The sequence below is a fragment of the Prauserella muralis genome, assembly GCF_003202285.1.
Classification (GTDB): Bacteria; Actinomycetota; Actinomycetes; order Mycobacteriales; family Pseudonocardiaceae; genus Prauserella_B; species Prauserella_B muralis.
In genome coordinates, this window is sequence record NZ_MASW01000001.1 from 1,178,099 (window position 1) to 1,199,713 (window position 21,615).

The following is a 21,615-nucleotide window of genomic DNA, read 5'->3' on the forward strand; positions in this document are numbered from 1 at the left end:
TCTGCGTTCAGGCTCGCGAGTCCTGCGCTCAGGCCCGCGAGTTCTGCGCTCGCGGCGTCAGGGGACGGCCGAGCCCGGTGCGAGCCGGTAGAGGGAGGCGTCGGCGTTGCGGTACACCAGCTCCAGAAACGGCATCCGGTCCAGGTGCTTCAACCCCTGCGGGCGGGGCGCGCCCCGCGGATAGCCACCCCGGCCGGTGATCACCCACCGGATGTTCATCCGTTGCACGGTCTCGCGCACGCGCTCGCTCGTGCCGTACTCGTTGAAGTGATTGACGAGGAACACGGCCTCCGGCGGCTGCAGGCCCCGGTCGAAGTGCCCCGACACCACCCGCACGCCGCTCAGCGCGTAGGCCCAGGCCGTGCCGTCGTTGCGGGCGTTCATCACCCAGTCACCCGGCTGCGCCAGCTCGCCCAGCCGCAGCATCGCCGCCGCCTCGCCCCGGCTCACCGGCAGCTGTCGCTCCGGAACGCCCGGCCGGGGACCGAACCCGGGCCGGACGACGTCGGCGTCGGCCCGCGAGTACAGCAGGTTCGTGGCGAACACGAACGCCACGACCACCACGACCGCCGTCCCCCACGCCGCCGGTGAGGCCGGCAGCCGGGGCAGCCTCGCCAGCGCGTCCCGCACACGGCGCTGCGTCTCGGCGATGCCGTGCGCCGCCAGCAGGGACATCGGCACGCCCGCCATGGCGATGAGCCGGTACGGGTCGTCCCACCACGGCCGCGACAGCGCCATCACCAGCGGGCTGTCCGAGGCGATCACCGCCACCGCGAACAGGCCCGTCACGGCCGCGGTGCCCGCCACCCACCGCAGCCTGCCGAGCGAGCGCGCGCACACGCACCCGACCAGCAGCGCCGCGGTGAGCCACAGCTGCGGCTGCCGCTCGAAATGCTGGAACGTCAGCAGGATGCCGAACGCCGTGTTCCACTCGGTCTTCGACGGCCAGCCCTGGTAGGCGTACTCCGAGCCCGCCGCCAGCCCGAGCGCGCCGAACAGCTGCTGCCACGCCAGCACCAGGCACGCGGCGGCCACCGGCAGCAGCACCAGCACGTCGCGGCGCACGCGCCGCCAGTCCCGCCCGCTCACCCACCTGGCCACGAGCAGCGGCAGTGCGAACAGCACGGCGGTGAACAGCGTCGACGTGTGCACGGTGAGCAGGCCCAGCACCGCGCCCGCGAGGACGAACCCGGTGTCCGGCGCTGGCCGCGCGAGGAACGCGTGCAGCGTGACGACGCCGACGAACGACAGCGCGAGTCCGAGCAGGAACGGCAGCAGCGGCCCGTGGTCCAGCGACTCGTAGAGCACCGTCACCGGCGCCACCGACACCAGCGCGGCCGTGCCCGCCAGCATCGCCCTGCCCGCGAAATGCCGCACCAGCACCACCATCGCCAGCGCCAGCAGGCCGGGCAGCAGCACCGTGCCCGCGTTGAGCACCACCGGGATGTCGGCCCCGGTCAGCCGGTACACCAGCGAGCCGAGCAGGTGGTAGGCGTTCGGGTAGAACAGCTCGGTGCCGTCGGCGTACCAGTTGACGCTGCTGGTGCCGGTGAGGCTGCCGTCACCGGTGTCGGCGACGTAGCGGATGCCGTTGGCGTGGTAGACGGCGTCGAAGCCCTGGGCGATCGCGCCGAACGAGCCCATGCCGCGCACGATCGTGTACGCGCCCACGCCCGCCGCGAACAGCAGGCACACCAGCACGGCGCCGTGCGCGGGGCGGGGCCACGGCGAGCCGCCGCGCCCGTGTCGCCGCACGCGCCGCCGCAGCAGCAGCGCCGCGCAGGCCGCGAGCGCGACGGCGGCGAGGAACCACGGGAGGTTGAACGGCAGGCCCGCGAGCGCGAGCCACGGGCCCGCCAGCCCCGCCACCGCGTACGTCAGCAACGGTGCGACCCCGGCCAGCAGCCAGCCCCGCGCCCCCGCGAGCGCGCCGACGAGCGCGCCGGGCGCGAACAGCACCGTGGCGTACGCGGCGACCACCACGGCGAACTCGAGCATGCTCGTACTGGTCGGCACCAGAGACCACCTTCAGCCCGGTCAGGCTCTCGCTGTTGGGTAAGCGGGTCCAGCGCGCCGCCTCCCGGCCGGCACCTCGACGTCACACTGAAGGACGCGCTGGCTGAGCTGGTAGTTTGCCGTATCGGTTCCGGGGGGTTCGCGGGGTGGGGGTGATGGCTTGACCGCCGTCGCGGCAGGCGCCTGGGTGGTGCTCGCCGTCGTCGTCGTCGCCGCGTGGGAACGGATCAACACCCACCGGACGTGGCGGGTGGCGGCGCTGGGACTGGCCCTCGCGTTCTCGCTGGCGCACCAGCTGCTGTTCTCGACCGTCGCCGAGGACGCCTACATCACCTTCCGCTACGCCCGCAACGTCGCCGACGGCCTCGGGCCGGTGTTCAACGCGGGGGAGCGGGTCGAGGGCTACTCGAACTTCCTGTGGCTGGTCCTGCTGGCGCTGGCCAGGGCGACGTTCGGGCTCGGCGTCGCGGGTGTCGGGGTGGTGCTCGGCGTGTTGTGCACGCTCGGCTGCGTGCTGGTGGCGCACCTGCTGGTGAACCGCATCGTGCGCCTCGCCCAGCCGGAGGGCCCCGGGCTGCCCGCGCTCGGCGTGGCCGCCGCCGTGCTCACCGCGGGCGCGGGCCCGCTCGCCGCCTACGGGCCGTCCGGCCTGGAGACGCCGCTGTTCGTGCTGCTCGTGCTGGCCGTCTGCTACGCGCTCGCCGCGGGCCGTCCCGTCGTGGCCGGAGTGCTGGTGGCCCTGGCCACGATGACCAGGCCCGACGGCGTGGTCGTCGCCGTGCTCGCCGGCCTGTGGCTGGTCACCGCGGCACTGCGCAGGCGAGCCACGGGATGGGCGCCGCTCGGGTACGTGCTGGGCGCGCTGGTGCTCGTGGTGCCGTGGACGGCGTGGCGCGTCACCTACTACGGCCACCTGATACCCAACGCGATCGTGGCGAAGTCCGGCGGTTCGCTCGGCTGGCAGCTCGAGCACGGCTGGGCCTACCTCGCCGGGTTCGCGCGCACCTACCAGGGTTTCCTGCTGCTCGCGGCCATCGCCGTGGCGTACCTTGCCGCCCGGCGCCGCCCTGCGGGCGACCCCGCGGTGCGCGGCCGCTCGCTGGTGTGGCTCGTGTTCCTGCTCGCCGTCGCGCACGTGGCCTTCATCGTCGCCGTCGGCGGCGACTGGATGCCCGCCTGGCGCCTGCTCGCGCCCGTGCCGCCGCTGCTGGCCGTCGCCGCGACCGCCGCGCACGGCGTGCACCTCGTGGCGGGAGAACAACCCGGCGCGCCGTCACCCCGGCCGCGGGGGCGGGCGCTCGCCGAGCGGCGTGCGGTGCCGATCGTGGCGCTGGCCCTGTGCGGGCTGTCGCTGGTGGTGAGCACCACCCATCCGCGCATGCAGCCGGCCATGCACGAATGGCGGGCGGCCATCGGCGACCTCGCGGAGACGGGCTCCTGGCTGGGGGAACGGCTTCCGCCCGGCACCGTCATCGCCACCTACGCCAACGGCGCGCTGTCCTATCGGGCCGGGTCGCACCTGATCGTGGTGGACGTCCTCGGCCTCACCGACGAGCACATCGCGCGTCAGGGCGAGCGGGTGGAGTCGGCGGGCATGGTGGGCCACATCGCCCGTGACTACGACTACGTCGTGAACGTGCGCAGGCCCGCGGTCGCGATCGACAACGGCAGCGGCTACGGCGACCGCCAGCATTGCGGAATCAATCCCGCCTATGCCGGGCTCTACGAGGTGGCGACGTTCCGCAGGGCCGGAACCGGCGCCTGGATCGCGCTGTACCTGCGCAGGCCGCAGGCACAGCAGCTCATCGAGACGCTGAACGCCGACCCGCGGTTCACCCACGTGCCGTGCGCGTGACTCGCCCGGCGGCGAGCCGAAGGGGCCCTCGGGTACCCGGCAGGTACCCGAGGGCACCTTGGGCTCGGCGCCGACGTCGGCCTCGCCCGGCTAGAACCAGCGCTCCAGCACCTGCGCGACCCCGTCCTCCGTGTGGGGCGCGGTGACCTCGTCGGCGACCTCGAGCACCGCGGGATGGGCGTTGGCCACGGCGACGCCGTGCCCGGACCAGCGCAGCATCTCCAGGTCGTTGGGCATGTCGCCGAACGCGATCGTGTGCTCGGCGGCCACCGAGAGCCGCTGCGCGACCGCGCTCAGGCCGGTGGCCTTCGTGACCCCGTGAGCGGCCAGTTCGATGAGCCCGCCGCCGGAGGAGAACGTGACGTCCACGGTGCAGTCGAGCACCGCCCTGGCCGCCGCCGCCATCTCGTCCGACGTCATCGCGGCATGGCTGACCAGCAGCTTCACCGCCGCATGTCCGAGCACCTCGGCGCGCGGCACCACGTTGCCCTCGCCGTCGCCCCACGGGTTGTAGTAGTCGCTTTCGATGACGAAGTTGCGCAGGTCGGTGTCCACGGCTCTCGTGCCGATCCGTTCGGCGGCCAGCCTGCAGCCGGGCAGGGCCACGTCGAGGGCGCGCGCCACCTCCTGCAGCAGGGCAGGGTCGAGCAGCCCGTGCACGTCGAGCACCCGGTCGGCGCCGATGTCGTAGAGCACCGCGCCGTTGGCGCACACGGCGTAGCCGGTCAGCTCCGCCTGCTCGGCGACCTCCGGGATCCACCGCGGCGGCCTGCCGCTCACCAGCACCACGGGCACCCCGTCGTCGACGGCCCTGCCGACCACGTCCACTGTGCGCTCGCTCACATGCACGGCGGACGACAGCAGCGTTCCGTCGACGTCCGAGGCGATCAGGCGGGGCTTCTCCACACCTCCCAGTTTCCCAGAGCTCGACCGGGGGTCCCGCGTGTCGTGCCCCACCGATAGCGTGTGGCGCCGTGCGGGTAGGCATTGTGATCCTTCCGGAGGACCGGTGGTGGGCGGCCGAGCCGAAATGGCGGGCCGCCGAGGAGTACGGCTTCGACCACGCGTGGACCTACGACCACCTGGGCTGGCGGTCGCTGGTCGACGGGCCGTGGTTCGGCGCCGTGCCCACGCTGAGCGCGGCCGCCATGGTCACCTCGCGGATCCGGCTGGGCACGTACGTGGCGTCGCCGAACTTCCGGCACCCCGTCCCGTTCACGCGTGAGCTGATCACGCTCGACGACCTCGCGGACGGCAGGCTGGTGCTCGGCGTCGGCGCAGGCGGCACCGGCTACGACGTCGACGTCTTCGGCGGCAAGGAACTCACCCCCAAGCAGCGGGCCGACCGGTTCGTCGAATTCGTCGAGGCGCTGGACGGCCTGCTGCGCAACGACGGGTACGACCACGACGGCGCCCACTACACGGCCCGAGGCGCCCGGAACCTGCCCGGCCCGGTGCAGCGGCCGCGCCTTCCGTTCCTCGTGGCCGCCAACGGGCCGCGCACGATGCGGCTGGCGGCCCGGCTCGGTGAGGGCTGGGTGACCACCGGCGCCGACACCGACGACCAGGACGCGTGGTGGCGCTCGGTGGCCGAGTTGTCCTCGGCCTTCGACGAGGCGCTGAGCAGCCAGGGGCGCGATCCCGGCGCCGTCCACCGCTACCTGAGCCTGGACGCCGCCCCGGTGTTCTCGCTGTCCAGCTTCGACGCCTTCGCCGAGGCCGCGGGCCGCGCAGGTGAGCTGGGCTTCACCGACGTGGTGGCGCACTGGCCGCGCAGCGGCACGCCATATCAGGGCCGGGAGGCCGTGCTCGAGCGCGTCGCCGACGAGCTGCTGCCGACGTTGCAGCAGGACTAGCCCGATCGGGTGAGTCTCCTTACTCCGGGAACCGATCGCCGGGCCTTCGCGTCGGTCCTCTCGCATGACGTGAGGACGCGACCCGGGGGTGCGGGGTGCGCCGGCCCTCGTGCGGCAGGCAGGCGCGGACGGTTGCCGGAGGTCAGGCCGGGACCGGAGCCTCGCCGCACGAGGGCCGCGGGCCGCCGGTAGCCTTTTCGCCCGTGAGCGCGCACACGAAATCCGCAGACATCCCCGGGGGCGACCTCGCCGGGTTCGACCTCGTCGTGGTCGGCTCCGGCTTCTTCGGCCTCACGGTGGCCGAACGGGCGGCCAGCCAGCTCGACAAGCGCGTCCTCGTGCTCGAGCGGCGCAGCCACCTCGGCGGCAACGCCTACTCGGAGGCCGAACCGGAGACCGGCATCGAGGTGCACCGCTACGGTGCGCACCTGTTCCACACGTCCAACAAGCGCGTGTGGGACTACGTGAACCAGTTCACCGACTTCACCGGCTACCAGCACCGGGTGTTCGGCAAGTACCAGGGGCAGGTCTACCCCCTGCCGATGAACCTGGGGCTCATCAACCAGTTCTTCGGCAGGTCCCACTCGCCGGACGAGGCCCGTGCGCTCATCGCGGAGCAGTCCAGCGAGATCGACACCAAGGACGCGCAGAACCTCGAGGAGAAGGCCATCTCGCTGATCGGCCGCCCGCTCTACGAGGCGTTCGTGCGCGGCTACACGGCCAAGCAGTGGCAGACCGACCCGAAGGAGCTGTCGGCGTCGATCATCACGCGGCTGCCGGTGCGCTACAACTTCAACAACCGCTACTTCAACGACACCTACGAGGGCCTGCCGGTCGACGGCTACACCGCCTGGCTGGAGCGCATGGCCGAGCACCCGAACATCGAGGTGCGGTGCGACGTCGACTACTTCGACGTGCGCGACGCGATCCCCGCGGGCACGCCGACGGTCTACACCGGTCCGCTCGACCGGTACTTCGGCTACTCGGAGGGGCGGCTCGGCTGGCGGACGCTGGACTTCGAGCAGGAGGTCGTCCCGACGGGCGACTACCAGGGCACGTCGGTCATGAACTACAACGACGAGGACGTGCCCTTCACCCGGATCCACGAGTTCCGGCACTTCCACCCCGAGCGCGACTACTACCCCGACGACAAGACGGTCATCGTGCGGGAGTACTCCCGGTTCGCCAAGGACGACGACGAGCCGTACTACCCGATCAACACCACCGAGGACCGGGACAAGCTCGAGCGCTACCGCGAACTGGCCAAGCAGGAGGCGCGGGAGCGCAACATCCTCTTCGGTGGCAGGCTCGGCACGTACAAGTACCTGGACATGCACATGGCGATCGGCTCGGCGCTGTCGATGTTCGACAACAAGATCGCCCCGCACCTTTCCGATGGCGCACCGCTGGACGGAACCCTCGATGCTTGAGAAAGAGATCAAGCCGGCGACCGGCGAGGTCGCCGTCCTCGCGGGGGTGCAGAAGGCGCTCGCGCGCCCGGCCACCGTCAAGGCCGCGCGCGGGCTGTCGCACTTCGGTGAGCACAGCGCGGGCTGGTTCGCGCTGGGGCTCGTCGCCGCGGCGGTCGACAGGGACCGCCGCAAGGACTGGCTCACCGCCGCCGCCGGTGTCGTCGGTGCGCACGCCGCGTCGATCGCGGTGAAACGCGTGGTGCGCCGCCCCCGGCCCGACCACCCCAGCGTCGAGATCGGGGTCGGCACACCCAGCAAGCTGAGCTTCCCGTCCTCGCACGCCACCTCCACGACGGCGGCGGCCGTGCTCTACTCGGGACTCACCGGGCGTAACCTCGTGCCCGCACTGGTGCCTCCGATGCTGGCCTCCCGGCTGGTGCTCGGCGTGCACTATCCGACCGACGTCCTTGCCGGCGCGGCGCTGGGTGGCGCTGTCGGTGGCATCCTGCGCCGCAAGCTGAACTCACGAAAGCGGAAACCACGATGAGTGAGACGACCGAACGTGCCGAAGTGAGCACCAGCGCCCCCGCCGGCAAGAAGGGTCCGATCGGGACCGTGTTCGGCGTGGTCAAGACCGCACGGCCCCGCCAGTGGGTGAAGAACGTCCTCGTGCTGGCCGCGCCGTTCACGGCAGGCGAGATCGCGAACCTGGCCGTGCTGAAGGACGCGCTGGTCGCGTTCGTGGCGTTCTCGCTCGTCGCGAGCTCGGTCTACCTCATCAACGACGCGGTCGACGTCGAGGCCGACCGCGCGCACCCCACCAAGCGCAACCGGCCGATCGCCGCCGGGATCGTGCCCGTCCCGCTCGCCTACGGCGCGGCGGTGGCGTTCTTCGCCCTCGGCTGTGCGGTGAGCCTGCTCGCCGACTGGCGGCTGCTGATCGTGCTGCTCGTGTACCAGGCGGTGCAGCTCGGCTACTGCTTCGGCCTCAAGCACCAGCCGGTGGTCGACCTGGCGATCGTCGGGTCCGGCTTCCTCATGCGGCTCATCGCGGGCGGTGTCGCCACCGGCATCAGCCTGTCCCAGTGGTTCCTGCTGGTGACCGCGTTCGGCTCGCTGTTCATGGTGGCGGGCAAGCGCTACGCCGAGATCATGCTGTTCGAGCGCACGGGCGCCAAGATCCGCTCGTCGCTGAAGAAGTACTCGGCCAGCTACCTGCGCTTCGTGTGGGCCACCTCCGCGGCGATCCTGATCATGTCGTACTCGCTGTGGGCCTTCGAGCAGGAACAGCGGATGGGCGGCTCCGTGTGGAGCGTCATCTCGATGGTGCCGTTCGTCATCGCGGTGCTGCGCTACGCCGTCGACGTCGACGGCGGCAATGCGGGCGAGCCCGAGGAGATCGCCCTGCGCGACCGCGTGCTGCAGGTGCTCGGTGCGTCCTGGGTGGTCACGCTCGTCTTCTCCTACTACCTCTGATCCGCCTGGGAAGCCATGACGAAAACCCTTCCCGTGGATCTTCCCGTGACGCGAGCCGAGGAGGCGGCGCCGTCCGGAAGGCGGCCGTCGCCGCCGCTGCTCGGCCCGGGCCGCTTCACCGCCGAACTGGTGCTCGCCGGTCTGCTCACCGTGCTGGTGAGCCTGGCGATCCAGTTCGGCGTCAACCGGCTTCCCACGCTGCTGCCGGGGACGAACGTGCCCGCGGCGCTGATGGCGCTCGCCGGCGGTGTGCTGCTCGTGCTGACGTTCGGCCTGCTCCGCTACGCCCCGCTGCAGCGCTGGCCGGGCTGGCTGCGGCTGGCGGGGGTGTGGACGCTGCTGGCGGCGCTGCCCACCGCGGTGCTGGCGCTGCGGCTGCAGACCACGCGGTTCTTCCTCGGTGGGTCGTCGGTCGACAACAGCTTCCGCCTGCGCTACTTCGAGCGCATGGCCTCGTCGGCCGGCCTGAACGACATGAACTACCAGGGCGTCGCGCCCTACTATCCGGGCGGCTGGTTCTGGCTCGGCGGCCGCTTCGCCAACCTGGCCGGCCTGCAGGGCTGGGAGGCGTACAAGCCGTACTCGATCCTGTGGGCGTCGCTGTCGGCCGTCCTCGCGTTCGTGCTGTGGTCGCTCGTCGTGCGCCGCCGGACGGCCCTGCTGGCCAGCATGGCGACGTTGCTCGCCGGGTTCGTCACCTCGGGCGTCGAGGAGCCCTACGCCTGGCCGACGACGGCCTGGCTGCCGCCGATCGCGGTGCTGACGTGGACGCAGCTGCGCCGCCGCGACCGCGCCCCGTGGTGGCCGTTCGTGCTCGTCGCGGTGTATCTCGGCGCCTGCGCGGTCACCTACACGCTGCACCTGGGCTTCGGTGCGCTGCTCGTGGTGCTGTTCACCGTGCTGGCCGGGGTGCTCGCGGTGCGCGAGGGCGAACGGGCCGGCTCGGTGGTCCGCAGGCTCCTGCCGAGGCTGGTACTCGTCGGGGCGCTGTCGGCCGTGCTGGCGCTGGTGGTGTGGGCGCCGTTCATCCTGCAGGGCGGTCTCGGCGAGGACAACGCGGCGGCGCGCTTCCTGCCGTCGGGCAGCGCGTACCTGCCGATTCCGTTCGTGCCCGACAGCGCCTTCGGCCTGCTGTGCCTTGCCGGGCTGGTGTGGTCGGTGTTGCGGGCGCGCCGCAGTCCCGTCGCGTTCGTGCTGCTGACCTGCGCGGCGCTGGTGTATGCGTGGTTCGCCCTCTCCACGATGGCGCTGGCCATGAACACCACGCTGTTGGCGTTCCGGTTCCTCGCCACGCTCAGCGTCGTGCTCGCCGTGGCCGGTGTGTTCGGCACGCTGGAACTGCTCGGGTACGTCGTGCGGACCTGGCGGCAGTGGCGGCGGCCGGTGCTGGCGCTGGCCGTCGTGCTGGCCTCGCTCGGCTCGATCGCCCTGCTGCAGGACGGCATGCGCGGCTCACTCAGCAAGGTGATCGAGCGCGCCGAGACCGACTACTACCCGAGCGGCCACACCCCGTCCCGCACGCGGGACGTGTCCGACCCCGGTGCCTGGACGGGCGCGCTGATCAGGACCATCGACCGGCTGGGCACCGGCGAGCCCACGGACGAGATCCTGCTGTCCGAGCACAGCCAGGTGATGATCTTCCGGCCGTACTGGGGTTTCCACGAGCTGACCCCGCACTACGCCAACCCGCTCGGCCGGTACAAGGCGCGCTCGGCGGAGGTGCGCACGTGGGCGGCGTCGACCAGCCCCGACCAGCTCTGGACGCGCATGCACGACGGCCCGTTCGAGCCCGCGCCCACGATGCTCGTCCTGCGCCGCGAGCCGGACGGGAGCCTGCGCTACACCATCAAGTACGACACGTTCCCCCGGAAGATCCCCGTGGCCGGTGATCCGGTGACCTTCGACCCGGCACTGTTCGACTCGCCGCGGTTCGAGCGCCGCGACGTCGGCCCGTATACGGTGATCGCGCTCCGCTGAGGCTTCGGGGGCCGTCTCGGTGGCCCCCGTCCCGCTGCCCAGCGGTTTGGTCGGTAGCTTACGGGCACATGCCGGACGGGCGGAGAGAGATGACCACGACAGCCGACACGGACAGACGGACGATGCCGGAGGGTGCCGAGGACACTCGGCCGGAGCGAAGTGAGCGCGGGCGCAGGCTGCTGGCCGGGCGCGACCCGCTCGCGTGGCTCATCGGTGCCGTCACGCTGCTCATCGGCGCCGTGTTCGTGGTCATCGACCTCGCGTACAACCAGGGCAATCTCATCGCGCCGCTGGACGACGTCTACATCCACCTGCAGTACGGCGAGCAGTTCGGCCAGGGGCAGCCGTTCCGCTACAACGACGGCGACCCGGTCAGCACCGGCGCCAGCAGCCTGCTGTACGCCTTCGTGCTCGGCGCGGCGTACGCGATCGGCTTCCAGGGCAGCCTGTTCCTCGTTTTCGCCGTCGTCCTCGGTGTGGTGTGCCTCGCGGTGACCGCCGGGCTCACGTACCACCTCGGCCGCACGCTCGTCGGCAGGACGGTCGGCGTCTGGGCCGGTGTGCTCGTCGCCGTCAGCGGGCCCCTGCAGTGGGGCGCGGCCAGCGGGATGGAGGTCGGGCTCACCGCGCTGCTCGTGATGGCCACGCTGCTGTCGTTCACCCGCGAGCGGCCGGGGGAGCGCTTCGTGTGGACGCCCGTGCTGGCGGCGCTGCTCGCCATCGTGCGGCCCGAGGGCATGGTCTTCGCGTTGCTGCTCGTCGGTGCCATGCTGTGGACGCTGCGCGGTGCCCGCCGGGCGGGCAGGCTGCGCGGCGGCGCGTGGCGGGCTGCGGCCTGGACGCTGCTGCCGCTCGTCACCACGGCGGGCCAGTACCTGTTCTACCGGATCGCCACCGGGACGTTCAGCGCCAACGGCGTGCAGTCGAAGTCCTTCCTGACGCACCAGCCGGTGTTCTACCTCGGCGAGTTCGTCGACCAGGTGATGCACAACGTGCGCGGGGCCATCGGCTTCTTCAACGGCACCACCAACCAGGACTTCGCGTTCCCCGGTGCGCTGGCCGTGTTCCTGCTCGGGCTGGCCTACCTGCTGGCGACCAGGCGGACGTGGCGGCCGCTGCTCGTCGTGATCGGCCTCGGGTTCGCGGGCGTCGTCCTCTCCGTGTCGACGCTCAACACCGCGCTCATCCACGAGTTGCGCTACTTCCACCCGTTCATGCCGCTGTACCTCCTGCTCATCGTGTGCGGCGCGTACGCGCTGTCGCGGGTGGCGCGCAATGAGCGGTCGCGCCGGATCGGCCTGCACACCGCGCTGGTCGTGGTGCTGCTGTTCTCGCTGGTCGCCTTGCCCGTCTGGGGCGTGCGGCTCGGCCGGGAGGCGGCGACGATCCGCGACACCGACGTGAGCGTGGGCGCGTGGATCCGGGGCAACCTGCCCGCCGACGCGGTCGTCGGCGTCAAGGATGTCGGTGCCATCGCCTACTTCGGCGATCGCAAGGTCGTCGACACGATCGGCCTCGCCACCAACGGTCTCGCCGAGGCCAGCAACAACGGCACGGGCTCCCTGTACGAGGCGCTGTGGAGGCTGCCGGAGGAGGACCGGCCCGACTACTTCGCCGTCTACGAGCCGAGGCCCGGCGCGCCCATGCAGCCGCTGATCGACGCCGGGGTGCTCGGCGCCCCGATCGCCGTGTTCCCGGTCCGGGCCCCGTTCGATCTCGACGGCCGCCGGATCGTGCCGTTCACGGACACGAAGGTGTACCCGGCGAACTGGCAGCTGGCCGGCAGCGGCGAGCGCTCCCCGGTGGACGGCGACGTGCGGGACTACCTCAACACCGGTGCCCTGGACAGCGAGGAGCACCACGACTACGAGCCGCGGATGGCGCTGACGGGGCTGCAGCCGGAGAGCCTGCTGCGCAGGCAGGGCAACGTGATCGACAGCGGCCGCGTCATCGTCGGCGGCGAGACGTTCACCGCCCACAACCTCAAGCCGGGCGAGCCGCTGACCATCGCGTCGCGGGTGCTGGCGCCCGGTCAGGTGAAGAGCGTGCGGGTGCTGGTGAACGGCCAGGACGTGGGCACGTGGAGGTTCTCGGCGAAGGACAACGAGTGGACGGTGGAGGAGTTCACCGTCCCCGCCGACGCGGTGACGTCCTCCACGGCCACCATCGAGCTGCAGCCGGAACGCCCGCTGCTCGCCCCCTACCCGGAGTACACCTCGTTCGGCTACTGGTTCCTCCAGTAGCTCCCCAATGCCACATTTGTAGCGTTCAACTTCCCCAATGCGGCATTCGTAGCGTTGAGCGCCACCAATGCCGCATTGGGGAGCTTGCCGCGCGGCTAGATGGGAAGCTTGCGGAAGATCGGCCTGGGCACGTGGCGCAGCGCCGACATCACGAGCCGGAACGCCGACGGCGCCCACACCAGTTCCTTGCCGGAGCGCACCGCGTTGACGGCGACGTCGGCGACCTGCTCGGCGGTCTGCTCCAGCGGCGCCTTGTCCATGCCCTCGGTCATCTTGGTGCGCACCTGCCCGGGGCGCACGACGGTGACGTGCACGCCGAAGGGCCGCAGCGCCTCGCCGAGGCCCAGGTAGAAGCCGTCGAAGCCGGCCTTGGTGGAGCCATAGACGAAGTTGGACCTGCGCACGCGCTCACCGGCCACCGACGACAGGGCGATCACCGCGCCGTGCCCCTGCTTCTTGAGCCTGTCGGCCAGTGCGACGCCCGCGGAGACGGCGGCCGTGTAGTTGACGGTGGCCAGCTCCACGGCGGTGGCGTGGTCCTGCCACGCCTGCTCGGCGTCGCCGAGCAGGCCGAAGGCCACCACGGTCACGTCGACGTCACCGTCGGCGAACGCCTTGTCCAGCGCCGCCGGATGCGAGGCGGTGTCCTTGGCGTCGAAGTCCAGGGTGGAGACCTCGGCGCCCTTGTCGCGCAGACGCTGGGCGGCCGCGTCGAGGCGAGCGGAGGGCCGCGCCGCCAGCACGATCCTGAGTGGACGCTGCGCGAGGTACTTCTCGGCGATCGCGAGTGCGATGTCCGAGGTGCCGCCGAGCAGCAGCAGGGACTGAGGGTTGCCCACCGCGTCGATCACAGTTCCAGCCTCCTGGCCATGTCGGAGATGAAGATGCCGTCGGGGTCGACCGAGTGGCGCACCTTCCGCCACTCGTCGAGGCGCGGGTACATGCGGTGGAAGACCTCCGCAGACGTCCGCGAGTCCTTCGCCGTGTAGAGCCTGCCGCCCGCGGCAAGCACGTCGGCGTCGAGTTCGGTGCAGAACCGGCCGAGCCCGTCCTTCGTGGGGAAGTCCACGCTGAGCATCCAGCCGGGCGACGGCCACGACAGCGGGGCCGGGTTGGCCTCGCCCATGCGCTTGATGACGTTGAGGAACGAGTAGTGCCCCGAGTTCGCGATCTTGTGGCAGATGCGTTTGAGGTCGTCCTCGCGGCCGAACGGCACGGAGAACTGGTACTGCAGGAAGCCGGCGGGCCCGTACGCGCGGTTCCACTCGCTGAGCATGTCGAGCGGGTGATAGAACTGCGTCAGGTTCTGGATCTTGCCCCGCGCGCCCTTCTTCGGCACCGTCCGCTGCCACAGGTTGTTGATCAGTCCGAACGTGAGCTTGTTGCCGAGCCCGTTCGGGAACACGTCCGGCAGCGTCATCAGCTGTGGCGCGTCGAACTTCAGCGGGTCGGAGCGCAGGTTCTCGGGCAGCTGGTCCAGTGTGGCCAGTGAGCCACGCGAGAAGGTCGCGCGGCCGAGGTTGTCCCCGCGCGAGATGAGATCCGGCACCGCCATCGAGTAGTCGTAGTTGAGGTCGGAGCCGTCGGTGAACAGCGCCAGCGTCTCGTCCAGGTTGTTCGTGCGGTCGGCGTCGACGATGAAGTACGCGCTCTCGGTCTTCTTCATCCGGATCGTCGCGCGCAGGATGATGCCGGTGAGGCCGATACCGGCGACGGTCGCCCAGAACAGTTCGGACTCGGGACCTTCCGGCGTCAGCGTGCGGACCCGCCCGTCCGCGGTGAGGAGGTCCATCGACACCACGTGGTTGCCGAAGCTGCCCGCGCTGTGGTGGTTCTTGCCGTGGATGTCGTTGGCGATCGCGCCGCCGATGGTGACCTGCCGCGTGCCCGGCAGCACCGGCACCCACAGCCCGTGCGGCAGCGCGGCCCGCATCAGCGCGTCGAGGCTCACCCCGGCGTCGACGTCAACCTGCCCGGTGTCCGGGTCGATCGAGTGGATGCGGTCGAGCGCCGTCATGTCCACGACGAGACCGCCCGCGTTCTGCGCCGGGTCGCCGTACGACCGGCCCAGCCCGCGCGCGATGACACCGCGCTCGCCGGCCCGGGCCACGGCCGTGGCGATGGCCTCGACGTCCGGCGTGCTGAGGACGTTCGCGATGGTGGGGGCCGTGCGGCCCCAGCCGGCGAGTGTCCGGCGTTCGGTGTGGATTTCTGGAGTCGCTGCGCTCACCCGGACCAGGGTAGCCATGCCGGAATACGGCCCGCCGGTGACCGGCTTCCCGTATTTCCTACACTCTGCAGCGACGACGAATCCCGGCCGACGAGGTGGCGAAGTGGTGGCGACGGACTCGCAGGCGAGCGACGTGGCGCGCACGCCCTCTCCAGGCCTGATGGCGCAGCTCGTCCGGTTTGCCCTGATCGGCGGCTTCTGTGCGCTGGTCGACTCGGGGATCTACTGGCTGCTGCTCGAACTCGGCCTCTGGGTCCACCTGGCGAAGGCGATCAGTTTCATCGCCGGAACCACCACGGCGTATTTCCTTAACCGCAGGTTCACATTCAAGGCCGCGCAAAAAGGTGGCGCAGGTCAAATCGGCGGTTTCATGCTGCTGTACACGGTGACGTTCTTCGTCAACGTGGGCACGAACGCGCTGGCCCTGCACCTGTTGCCGGACTTCACCTGGCGGGTCGCGCTGGCGTGGATCATCGCGCAGGGGACCGCGACCACGATCAATTTCGTGATGCTCAAGTGGGTCGTGTTCCGCGAGCCGCGCGGCTGAGCCACCGTGCGAAGTGCGCGAAGGCGACCTGTACCTTACTGGGCAGCCCCGCGTGAAATCCCTGGAGGACTGAGGTCTCATGCCCGGTAAAGCAGCATCGGCCACCGAGCGACAGCCGGCCGCCAATGGCAAGGCGCCGGCTGGTGCGACCACGAGTGAGGAGCAGCCTCTGTTCTCCGAACACGCACCGCAAGGCAGGCTGCTCGCCCAGCGTGGCCTGTTCGCGGGGCCGTCCGATGTGGTGAGCAAGGACCTCTACGCCGCGGTCGTCAGGGGTGTGGCCGCCCGCAAGCGCGACACCGTGCAGCTGGAGCCCTCCGCGCAGGTGTCGGGCAACACCTACTTCGGCCGGTTCCCGGCCAGCTACTGGCAGCGCTGGACCAACGTTTCGACCGTGACCGTCGAGGCGGTCGTCACCGGTTCCGGGCACCTGGCCGTGCGCGCCTCCGACGTCGACGGCGTCGCCAGGACCGTGGCCGCCAGGGCGGTGGAGAACGCCGAGAAGCCCACGCTCGTGGCGCTGGAAGCCAAGATCGACAAGTTCTTCGACGGCGGCGCGTTGTGGCTCGACCTGGAGACCGAGGCCGGTGAGCGGCTGGGCGTGTCGAAGGTGCGCTGGACGGTGGAGCCGCCGGAGAAGGTCCGGCCCACCGCGGTCACCATCTGCACGATGAACCGCGCCGACGACTGCCTGAACAACCTGCGGGCGCTGGCCGACTCGCTGCCCGCGCTGGACACGCTCGACGCGATCTACGTCGCCGACCAGGGCACCGACACGGTCGACTCGCGTCAGGGCTTCGCCGAGGTCGCCGAGCGCCTCGGCGGCAAACTGCGCTACATCAAGCAGCCCAACCTCGGCGGCGCAGGCGGTTTCACCCGCGGTCTGTACGAGGTCGCGGGCCACACCGAGACCGAGCACGCGAACGTCCTGTTCATGGACGACGACGTGCTGCTCGAGCCCGACCTGGTGGTCCGGCTGACCGCGTTCTCGAACCGCGCGGCGAACCCGATGATCGTCGGCGGGCAGATGCTGAACCTGCTGCACCCGAACCAGCTGCACGTGGGCGCCGAGTACGCGCGGCTCAACACGCTGGAGCCGGGCCAGCCGGTGCCGCACAGCCTCGCTACGGCCGATCTGCTCGGCGTCGACCGCAAGACCGGCAAGCCCAACAACCAGGAGCGGCGCCTCGACGCCGGCTACAACGGCTGGTGGTCGTGCCTGATCCCGTACGAGGTGGTCAAGAAGGTCGGCTACCCGATGCCGTTCTTCTTCCAGTGGGACGACGCCGAGTACAGCTACCGGGCCCGTGCGCACGGCTTTCCCACGGTCACCCTTCCCGGCGCGGGCGTGTGGCACGCCGACTTCCACTGGAAGGACTGGGACGAGTGGCACCGCTACTTCAACCTGCGTAACTCGATCATCACGGCCGCGCTGCACAGCCCGTTCGACCTGAACCTGCTGTCGAGGGTGCTCATGGCGCAGCTGGTGCGCTACCTGCTGGGGATGCAGTACGGGCTGTCGGCGACGCTCATCAAGGCGATCGAGGACTTCCTGGAGGGTCCGGAGATCCTGCACGACGGCGGTGTCGCGGCGATGAAGGAGATCCGCGAGATCCGCGCCCAGTACCCGGAGACCAAGCGGCACAAGGCCACGGAGGTGCCGGGCATCGCCTCCAACGACATCGGGATCATCAACACCGCGCCACGGCCGAGCATGCAGCGGGCCGTGCTGCTCAAGCGGCTGCTCAACCGCCTGCTCGGCAAGCACCGTTTCGGGCTCGGCGCGATCCCGACCGACGAGGCGCACTGGTGGCACGTGTCGCTGTTCAAGACCGCCGTGGTCACCGACGCGTCGCAGGAGGGCGTGCGGGTCCGCAGCTACGACCGCGACCGGATGTTCGACCTGGCCAAGCGGGGTGTGAAGGTCATCAACCGGCTGCGCAAGGAGGGCCACGCCGTGCAGGCGCAGTACAAGCGCGCCATGCCGGAGCTCACCAGCCGCGAGAACTGGACCCGGCTCTACGGTCTGTGACACCGGCGCGACGGCGGCGACGGGTGCCGTCGCCGCCGCTGCGGTGTCAGTGCAGGCCGAACACCTTGCCCTTGCGCTGCAGGTCGTCGATGTAGGCGACGGCGACGTGGGCGAAGTTGACCTTGATCTCGATGTCCTCCTTGGTGCGGATCGACTGCACCGAGCCGTGCTCGAGGTGCAGGTGCAGCTGCTTCGCCAGCTCGGGAACGTCCTCGGGCCGCAGCGTGAACAGCAGCGGTTCGCCGCCGCTCACCAGGTGCAGCACGAGCGTGGGTTTCTCATCGGCCATGAGATCCACAACAGCAGCCCGTGATCGTGGCGGCAAGCAGGGTTCGCTGACAGCGGAGGCCTGAGCGTGCTGCTAACGTGCCTTTCCGACACTTCAGAGGGATCTGTGCGGGGGGATTCGGCGCGATGGGGCATTCGTTCTCGCTGTCATTGGCAGCCGTGGACATGCTGTTCGAACACCTGAAACTCGGCAGGGCGCCGTTTCCGTTCGAGGTCCCCCACATCGGTACGACCTTCGAACAGCGTGCCCAGGTGAGGGAAGCGGTGTTCCGCGACCTCGAGGGGCGCGGGCTGATGCAGCAGGGCAGGCTCGACGCCGACGCCGAGCTGGCGCTGCAGACGTTCGCCCGATCGCCGGTGTCCATCACCGCGACCGCGCAGCTGAAGGACGACGACCGGCTTTTCGCCCGCGCGGCGTCGGACGGCCAGTTCGCGGTGGTCGGAAGGCAGGACGGCAACCTGATCGTGTTCGAGGAGGTCAGGCCCACGAACGTGGTGTCGGCCGTCGTCGACCTGCTGCCGCTCACGCCACCGGCTCCGGGGCAGTCGCTGACCGTGCCCAAACCGGCTCCGCGCCGCCCGCGCCACCGTGCCGACGAGGGCGGGTACGACCCGTTCGCCGGGGTTGCCCCGCCGCGCTCGCACTCGGCGTCGCAGGAGCGTGCGATCGCACGACTGTTCGAGAAGCCGAAGCTGCGGATCGGCCAGTTCACCGCCTTCGCCCGCAACCCGGAGGGCAAGGAGGCCCCGTTCGGTCCGATCGCGTGGTTCGACACCGAGGACGGGCGCTACTTCTGCACGCAGCGGGCCGCCGAGGACGGCCAGCACTGGATCACCTACGCGCCCGCGGACAACGCCCGCATCGCGCAGCACCTGTATTCGCAGCTCGAGGGCTATTTGTGAGCGGCGAGGGAACGATGAGGGCCCGTCTCGCGTCAGAGCGGGGTCGGGGAGAGGTTCCAGTGAACGGCCGTCGCACACGGTGCCCGGCTTGTAAACTGCCGTCGGACGACGCAGGCGAGGATGTGGGGAAACGATGACCTCGGGTGGCTTCTTCGACGATCCGGTCGACACCGGTGTGGGAATCGGAGCGGTCTTCGGCGGCGCCGCGGCGAAGGCCATCGGTGCGATCGACGCGAAGGCCGTCGAAGCGACCAAGGCTGCGACGCAGCGGCTGGTCGCCGAGGCGAAGTCGGGTGGCTTCCGCATCAGCGAAGAGGGAGTAGCCCCTTTGCAGGATGCCCTCACCAAGATGACCATGGAGCTGGACATGCTCACGCAGAGCATGGACTTTCTGACCCAAGCGCCCAAGCTGGGCAGCCATGCCTATGGGCAGACGGTGGCCTCGCATGATCAGAAATCCGCTGCGAACGAGCTTGGCTCCGCCGCTGTGGTGCTGAGGCAGTTCGGGGAGGTCGTCAGGCAGGCCAGTGAGGCGCTGACGCAGGCGAGCAAGGCCTACAAGGCCAACGAGGAGAATCAGCAGTCCACATTCGGCGGGAATTGAGGCGTTTTGAAATTGCAGCGTTTCGTCTCGGCGCTTTCGATGCTAGCCGTAGCAGGATTTGCAGCCGCCTGTACCAGCGACGAGGGCGGCACTGCGCTGGCCACACGTGCCCCAACCGCGACAGGCGGTTCGAGTGCCACCACACCAACGACCTCAGGATCGGTATCGCCAGGTTCCCCGACTGCCGACCTGGATCCCTGTGCCCTGCTCAGTAAGGAGGAGCTGGCCGAGTTCGCGACCTTCAATGACGACCCGCAGGCGGCCACGCAGGGTGGTGCGCGGGTGTGCTCTTGGCGCACCATGAAGGGCAGCTCCGTCATGTCGGTTGCTCTCGGCATGCAGGACAATCAGGGGATCAGCGACGTCCAAGACGGGGGTCTTGGCGTCGACACCGTCGAGGTGAATGGTCGGCAGCTGGCACGGATCCCGATGAAGTCCGGCGGTTGCATCGTGGCTATCGGCGTCGGTGACAGCTCCCGCGTCGACGTACGTGCCAATTCGGGATTCGATACCCAGCAGTCCTGTGAGCTTGCCGATAAGGCTGCGGCAATCGTCGAACCGAAGCTTCCTGAGGGGTGAGGCGAAATGGCTAATCCGACGGCGAACGAATTTGTCGAGATGTCGGTCGAGGACCGTCAGGCGTACCTCGACTCCGGTGGAGTCCCGCCGCACCTCACCGACAGGCAGATCCAGGAGCTTCCGCCGACGCAGGTCGGGGGCTACTACGCGAACAGGGAGGCCGCGGGCATCGAGGAAGGCGGGATCACCGGCTTTCTCGAGCGGACGATGGCGCACGTTCGCGCGGGCGCGGACGCTGAGCGGGCCCAGGACGACCGCATGCGCGCGTACACATCGGGTGACCGGCAATACGTCGAGGGCTTGGAGCCGTCGAACCACGACTACCAGGGCGAGCAGCACGCCGCGATGTCGAAGTACGTCGGCGACATCGATTCGTCGCAGGTCGCGGAGGTGTCGAATGCTTACCACGAGCTGCACAAGACCTTCCAGACCTTCGCTGACGAGCTGAAGACCGCGATCGACCGTTCCCAGAACGAATGGGAGGGCCCGGCGGCCGACAAGGCACGGGGCTACTTCGCGAGCCTGCGGGACTGGTCGGACGCGAACTCCCAGAACGCGCAGCTCGCCTCGCAGACGGTGTACCAGCAGTCCGAGGCGGCGAGCAGCGCGAAGAACAGCATGCCCGAAGAGGTGCCGTTCAACTGGGAAACCGAGATGAAGAAGTGGGGTAGCAACCCACTCAGCATCATCGACAACATCAACAACTCGATCGAGACCTACCAGCGCAGCCAGGAGGCCCACTCCCAGGCCGCGCAGGTCATGACCCAGTACGACACGGCCCTGTACGAGGCGGCCTCCAAGCAGCCGGTGTTCGCCGAGCCGCCGAAGTTCGGCGACGGCGGTGGACCTGGTGGGGTCACCCCGCCGAGGTCCATCGACATGCCCGGCGGCAACGGCGGCACGGACGCCTCCGGCTACACCGGCGGAGTCCCCGGTGGTGGCGTCCCGGGAGGCGGCGGCGTACCCGGTGGCGGCTCGGTGCCCTCCGGTGGCGGCTCGTATCCCGGCGGCTCCGGTTCGGGCGGCGGCAGCTACGTGCCGGCTCCGCTGCCGGGTGGCAGCACCACCGGCTCCGGCTCGCTGCCAGGCCAGGGGAACACCCGCCCGTCCGGCTACCAGGCACCGCGCACGCCGATCCCGCGTAGCTCCGGCCGGAACAGCAACACCAACTTCGGCGGCATGGGTCCGGTGCCCGTCGGCGGCATGGGTGGTGCGGGCGGCCTCGGTGGCGGCTCCGACTACAGCAGCAAGCTGGGCCGGGGTGCCGGCGCCGGTGGCTTCGGGCCGGGCGGCAGCGCCGGAGCCGGGTCGGGTGCCAGCCCAGGGGCGGCCTCGGGCGCGCGAGCCGGTATGCCGGGCGCGGCCGGTGGCGCGATGCCTGGTGGGGCCGGTGCGGCAGCGGCGGCAGGCCGGGGCGGCATGGCCGGTGGCATGGGCGCCGGTGCCGGCCGTGGCGGCCAGGGCGCTGAGGACGAGGAGCACCAGCGGCCCACGTACCTGGTCGAGGGCGACCCCGACGAGGTGTTCGGCACCGACCAGCGGACGGCACCGCCGGTGATCGGCGAGTAGGACATCAAGCCGAGCGGCCCCGGCTCAC

At 70.4% G+C, this 21,615-nt stretch carries 18 protein-coding genes; 13 read left to right on the forward strand and 5 right to left on the reverse strand.

The annotated features are described in order from the left end of the window. Positions 1-57: 57 nt before the first annotated feature. Positions 58-2,016, reverse strand: a complete 1,959-nt coding sequence (locus BAY60_RS37005) for a DUF6541 family protein (RefSeq protein WP_342769752.1) — start codon at positions 2,014-2,016, stop codon at positions 58-60. Between the two features lie 160 nt (positions 2,017-2,176). On the opposite strand from BAY60_RS37005, the gene BAY60_RS06605 reads away from it, so the two are divergent. After that, positions 2,177-3,871 carry a glycosyltransferase family protein gene (locus BAY60_RS06605; protein WP_112279883.1) on the forward strand — a complete coding sequence of 565 codons (1,695 nt, stop codon included), beginning with the start codon at positions 2,177-2,179 and terminating at the stop codon, positions 3,869-3,871. Between the two features lie 90 nt (positions 3,872-3,961). On the opposite strand, the gene BAY60_RS06610 is transcribed toward BAY60_RS06605, so the two are convergent. Continuing rightward, positions 3,962-4,777 carry an HAD family hydrolase gene (locus BAY60_RS06610; protein ID WP_112279884.1) on the reverse strand — a complete coding sequence of 272 codons (816 nt, stop codon included), beginning with the start codon at positions 4,775-4,777 and terminating at the stop codon, positions 3,962-3,964. 68 nt (positions 4,778-4,845) lie between these two features. On the opposite strand from BAY60_RS06610, the gene BAY60_RS06615 reads away from it, so the two are divergent. From BAY60_RS06615 to BAY60_RS06640, 6 genes are all read left to right on the forward strand, one after another. After that, positions 4,846-5,727: an LLM class flavin-dependent oxidoreductase gene (locus BAY60_RS06615; protein ID WP_112279885.1), complete on the forward strand. Its 882-nt coding sequence runs from the start codon at positions 4,846-4,848 to the stop codon at positions 5,725-5,727. A 203-nt stretch (positions 5,728-5,930) separates the two neighbouring features. Further along, positions 5,931-7,157, forward strand: coding sequence for a UDP-galactopyranose mutase (gene glf / locus BAY60_RS06620; protein ID WP_112279886.1), 1,227 nt, complete (start codon positions 5,931-5,933; stop codon positions 7,155-7,157). Further along, positions 7,150-7,686 carry a phosphatase PAP2 family protein gene (locus tag BAY60_RS06625; RefSeq protein ID WP_112279887.1) on the forward strand — a complete coding sequence of 179 codons (537 nt, stop codon included), beginning with the start codon at positions 7,150-7,152 and terminating at the stop codon, positions 7,684-7,686. Before glf ends, BAY60_RS06625 begins: the two co-directional genes overlap by 8 nt. Further along, on the forward strand, positions 7,683-8,615 hold the full coding sequence (locus BAY60_RS06630) for a decaprenyl-phosphate phosphoribosyltransferase (RefSeq protein ID WP_112279888.1): 933 nt from the start codon (positions 7,683-7,685) through the stop codon (positions 8,613-8,615). The genes BAY60_RS06625 and BAY60_RS06630 overlap by 4 nt, the downstream gene beginning before the upstream one ends. 45 nt (positions 8,616-8,660) lie before the next feature. Then, positions 8,661-10,592: an arabinofuranosyltransferase gene (locus tag BAY60_RS06635; protein ID WP_245992353.1), complete on the forward strand. Its 1,932-nt coding sequence runs from the start codon at positions 8,661-8,663 to the stop codon at positions 10,590-10,592. Positions 10,593-10,681: 89 nt separating this feature from the next. Then, positions 10,682-12,835 (forward strand): hypothetical protein, encoded by a 2,154-nt coding sequence (locus BAY60_RS06640; RefSeq protein ID WP_211330191.1) that lies wholly within the window; start codon positions 10,682-10,684, stop codon positions 12,833-12,835. A gap of 95 nt (positions 12,836-12,930) precedes the next feature. Here BAY60_RS06640 and dprE2 read toward each other — a convergent pair whose 3' ends face one another. Further along, a complete protein-coding gene (gene dprE2 / locus BAY60_RS06645) occupies positions 12,931-13,686 on the reverse strand; it encodes a decaprenylphospho-beta-D-erythro-pentofuranosid-2-ulose 2-reductase (protein ID WP_112279890.1) in 756 nt (251 codons plus the stop codon). Then, positions 13,683-15,044, reverse strand: a complete 1,362-nt coding sequence (gene dprE1, locus BAY60_RS06650) for a decaprenylphosphoryl-beta-D-ribose oxidase (RefSeq protein ID WP_112280764.1) — start codon at positions 15,042-15,044, stop codon at positions 13,683-13,685. Before dprE1 ends, dprE2 begins: the two co-directional genes overlap by 4 nt. Before the next feature lie 124 nt (positions 15,045-15,168). On the opposite strand from dprE1, the gene BAY60_RS06655 reads away from it, so the two are divergent. Then, complete coding sequence (locus BAY60_RS06655) at positions 15,169-15,612, forward strand: GtrA family protein (RefSeq protein WP_112279891.1); 444 nt, start codon at positions 15,169-15,171, stop codon at positions 15,610-15,612. A gap of 79 nt (positions 15,613-15,691) precedes the next feature. Next, positions 15,692-17,644, forward strand: a complete 1,953-nt coding sequence (locus tag BAY60_RS06660; RefSeq protein ID WP_112279892.1) for a glycosyltransferase — start codon at positions 15,692-15,694, stop codon at positions 17,642-17,644. A 46-nt stretch (positions 17,645-17,690) separates the two neighbouring features. On the opposite strand, the gene BAY60_RS06665 is transcribed toward BAY60_RS06660, so the two are convergent. After that, positions 17,691-17,933, reverse strand: a complete 243-nt coding sequence (locus tag BAY60_RS06665) for a hypothetical protein (protein WP_112280765.1) — start codon at positions 17,931-17,933, stop codon at positions 17,691-17,693. Between the two features lie 125 nt (positions 17,934-18,058). Between BAY60_RS06665 and BAY60_RS06670 the strand changes: the two genes are divergently transcribed. From BAY60_RS06670 to BAY60_RS06685, 4 genes are all read left to right on the forward strand, one after another. After that, positions 18,059-18,835 carry an ESX secretion-associated protein EspG gene (locus BAY60_RS06670; RefSeq protein ID WP_112279893.1) on the forward strand — a complete coding sequence of 259 codons (777 nt, stop codon included), beginning with the start codon at positions 18,059-18,061 and terminating at the stop codon, positions 18,833-18,835. Positions 18,836-18,968: 133 nt separating this feature from the next. Then, the gene (locus tag BAY60_RS06675) at positions 18,969-19,439 is read left to right on the forward strand and encodes a hypothetical protein (protein ID WP_245992354.1); all 471 of its coding nucleotides are present in this window, start codon (positions 18,969-18,971) and stop codon (positions 19,437-19,439) included. A 6-nt stretch (positions 19,440-19,445) separates the two neighbouring features. Continuing rightward, positions 19,446-20,018: a DUF3558 domain-containing protein gene (locus BAY60_RS06680; protein ID WP_112279894.1), complete on the forward strand. Its 573-nt coding sequence runs from the start codon at positions 19,446-19,448 to the stop codon at positions 20,016-20,018. 6 nt (positions 20,019-20,024) lie between these two features. After that, positions 20,025-21,587 carry a PPE domain-containing protein gene (locus BAY60_RS06685; RefSeq protein ID WP_146770977.1) on the forward strand — a complete coding sequence of 521 codons (1,563 nt, stop codon included), beginning with the start codon at positions 20,025-20,027 and terminating at the stop codon, positions 21,585-21,587. Positions 21,588-21,615 lie beyond the last annotated feature (28 nt).

Coding starts and splice junctions, on each gene's coding strand:
- BAY60_RS06625 (WP_112279887.1), top strand. CDS start 7,150: ATGCTTGAGAAAGAGATCAAGCCGGCGACCGGCGAGGTCGCCGTCCTC.
- BAY60_RS06685 (WP_146770977.1), top strand. CDS start 20,025: ATGGCTAATCCGACGGCGAACGAATTTGTCGAGATGTCGGTCGAGGAC.
- BAY60_RS06670 (WP_112279893.1), top strand. CDS start 18,059: ATGGGGCATTCGTTCTCGCTGTCATTGGCAGCCGTGGACATGCTGTTC.
- BAY60_RS06675 (WP_245992354.1), top strand. CDS start 18,969: ATGACCTCGGGTGGCTTCTTCGACGATCCGGTCGACACCGGTGTGGGA.
- BAY60_RS06640 (WP_211330191.1), top strand. CDS start 10,682: ATGACCACGACAGCCGACACGGACAGACGGACGATGCCGGAGGGTGCC.
- BAY60_RS06630 (WP_112279888.1), top strand. CDS start 7,683: ATGAGTGAGACGACCGAACGTGCCGAAGTGAGCACCAGCGCCCCCGCC.
- BAY60_RS06660 (WP_112279892.1), top strand. CDS start 15,692: ATGCCCGGTAAAGCAGCATCGGCCACCGAGCGACAGCCGGCCGCCAAT.
- BAY60_RS06665 (WP_112280765.1), bottom strand. CDS start 17,933: ATGGCCGATGAGAAACCCACGCTCGTGCTGCACCTGGTGAGCGGCGGC.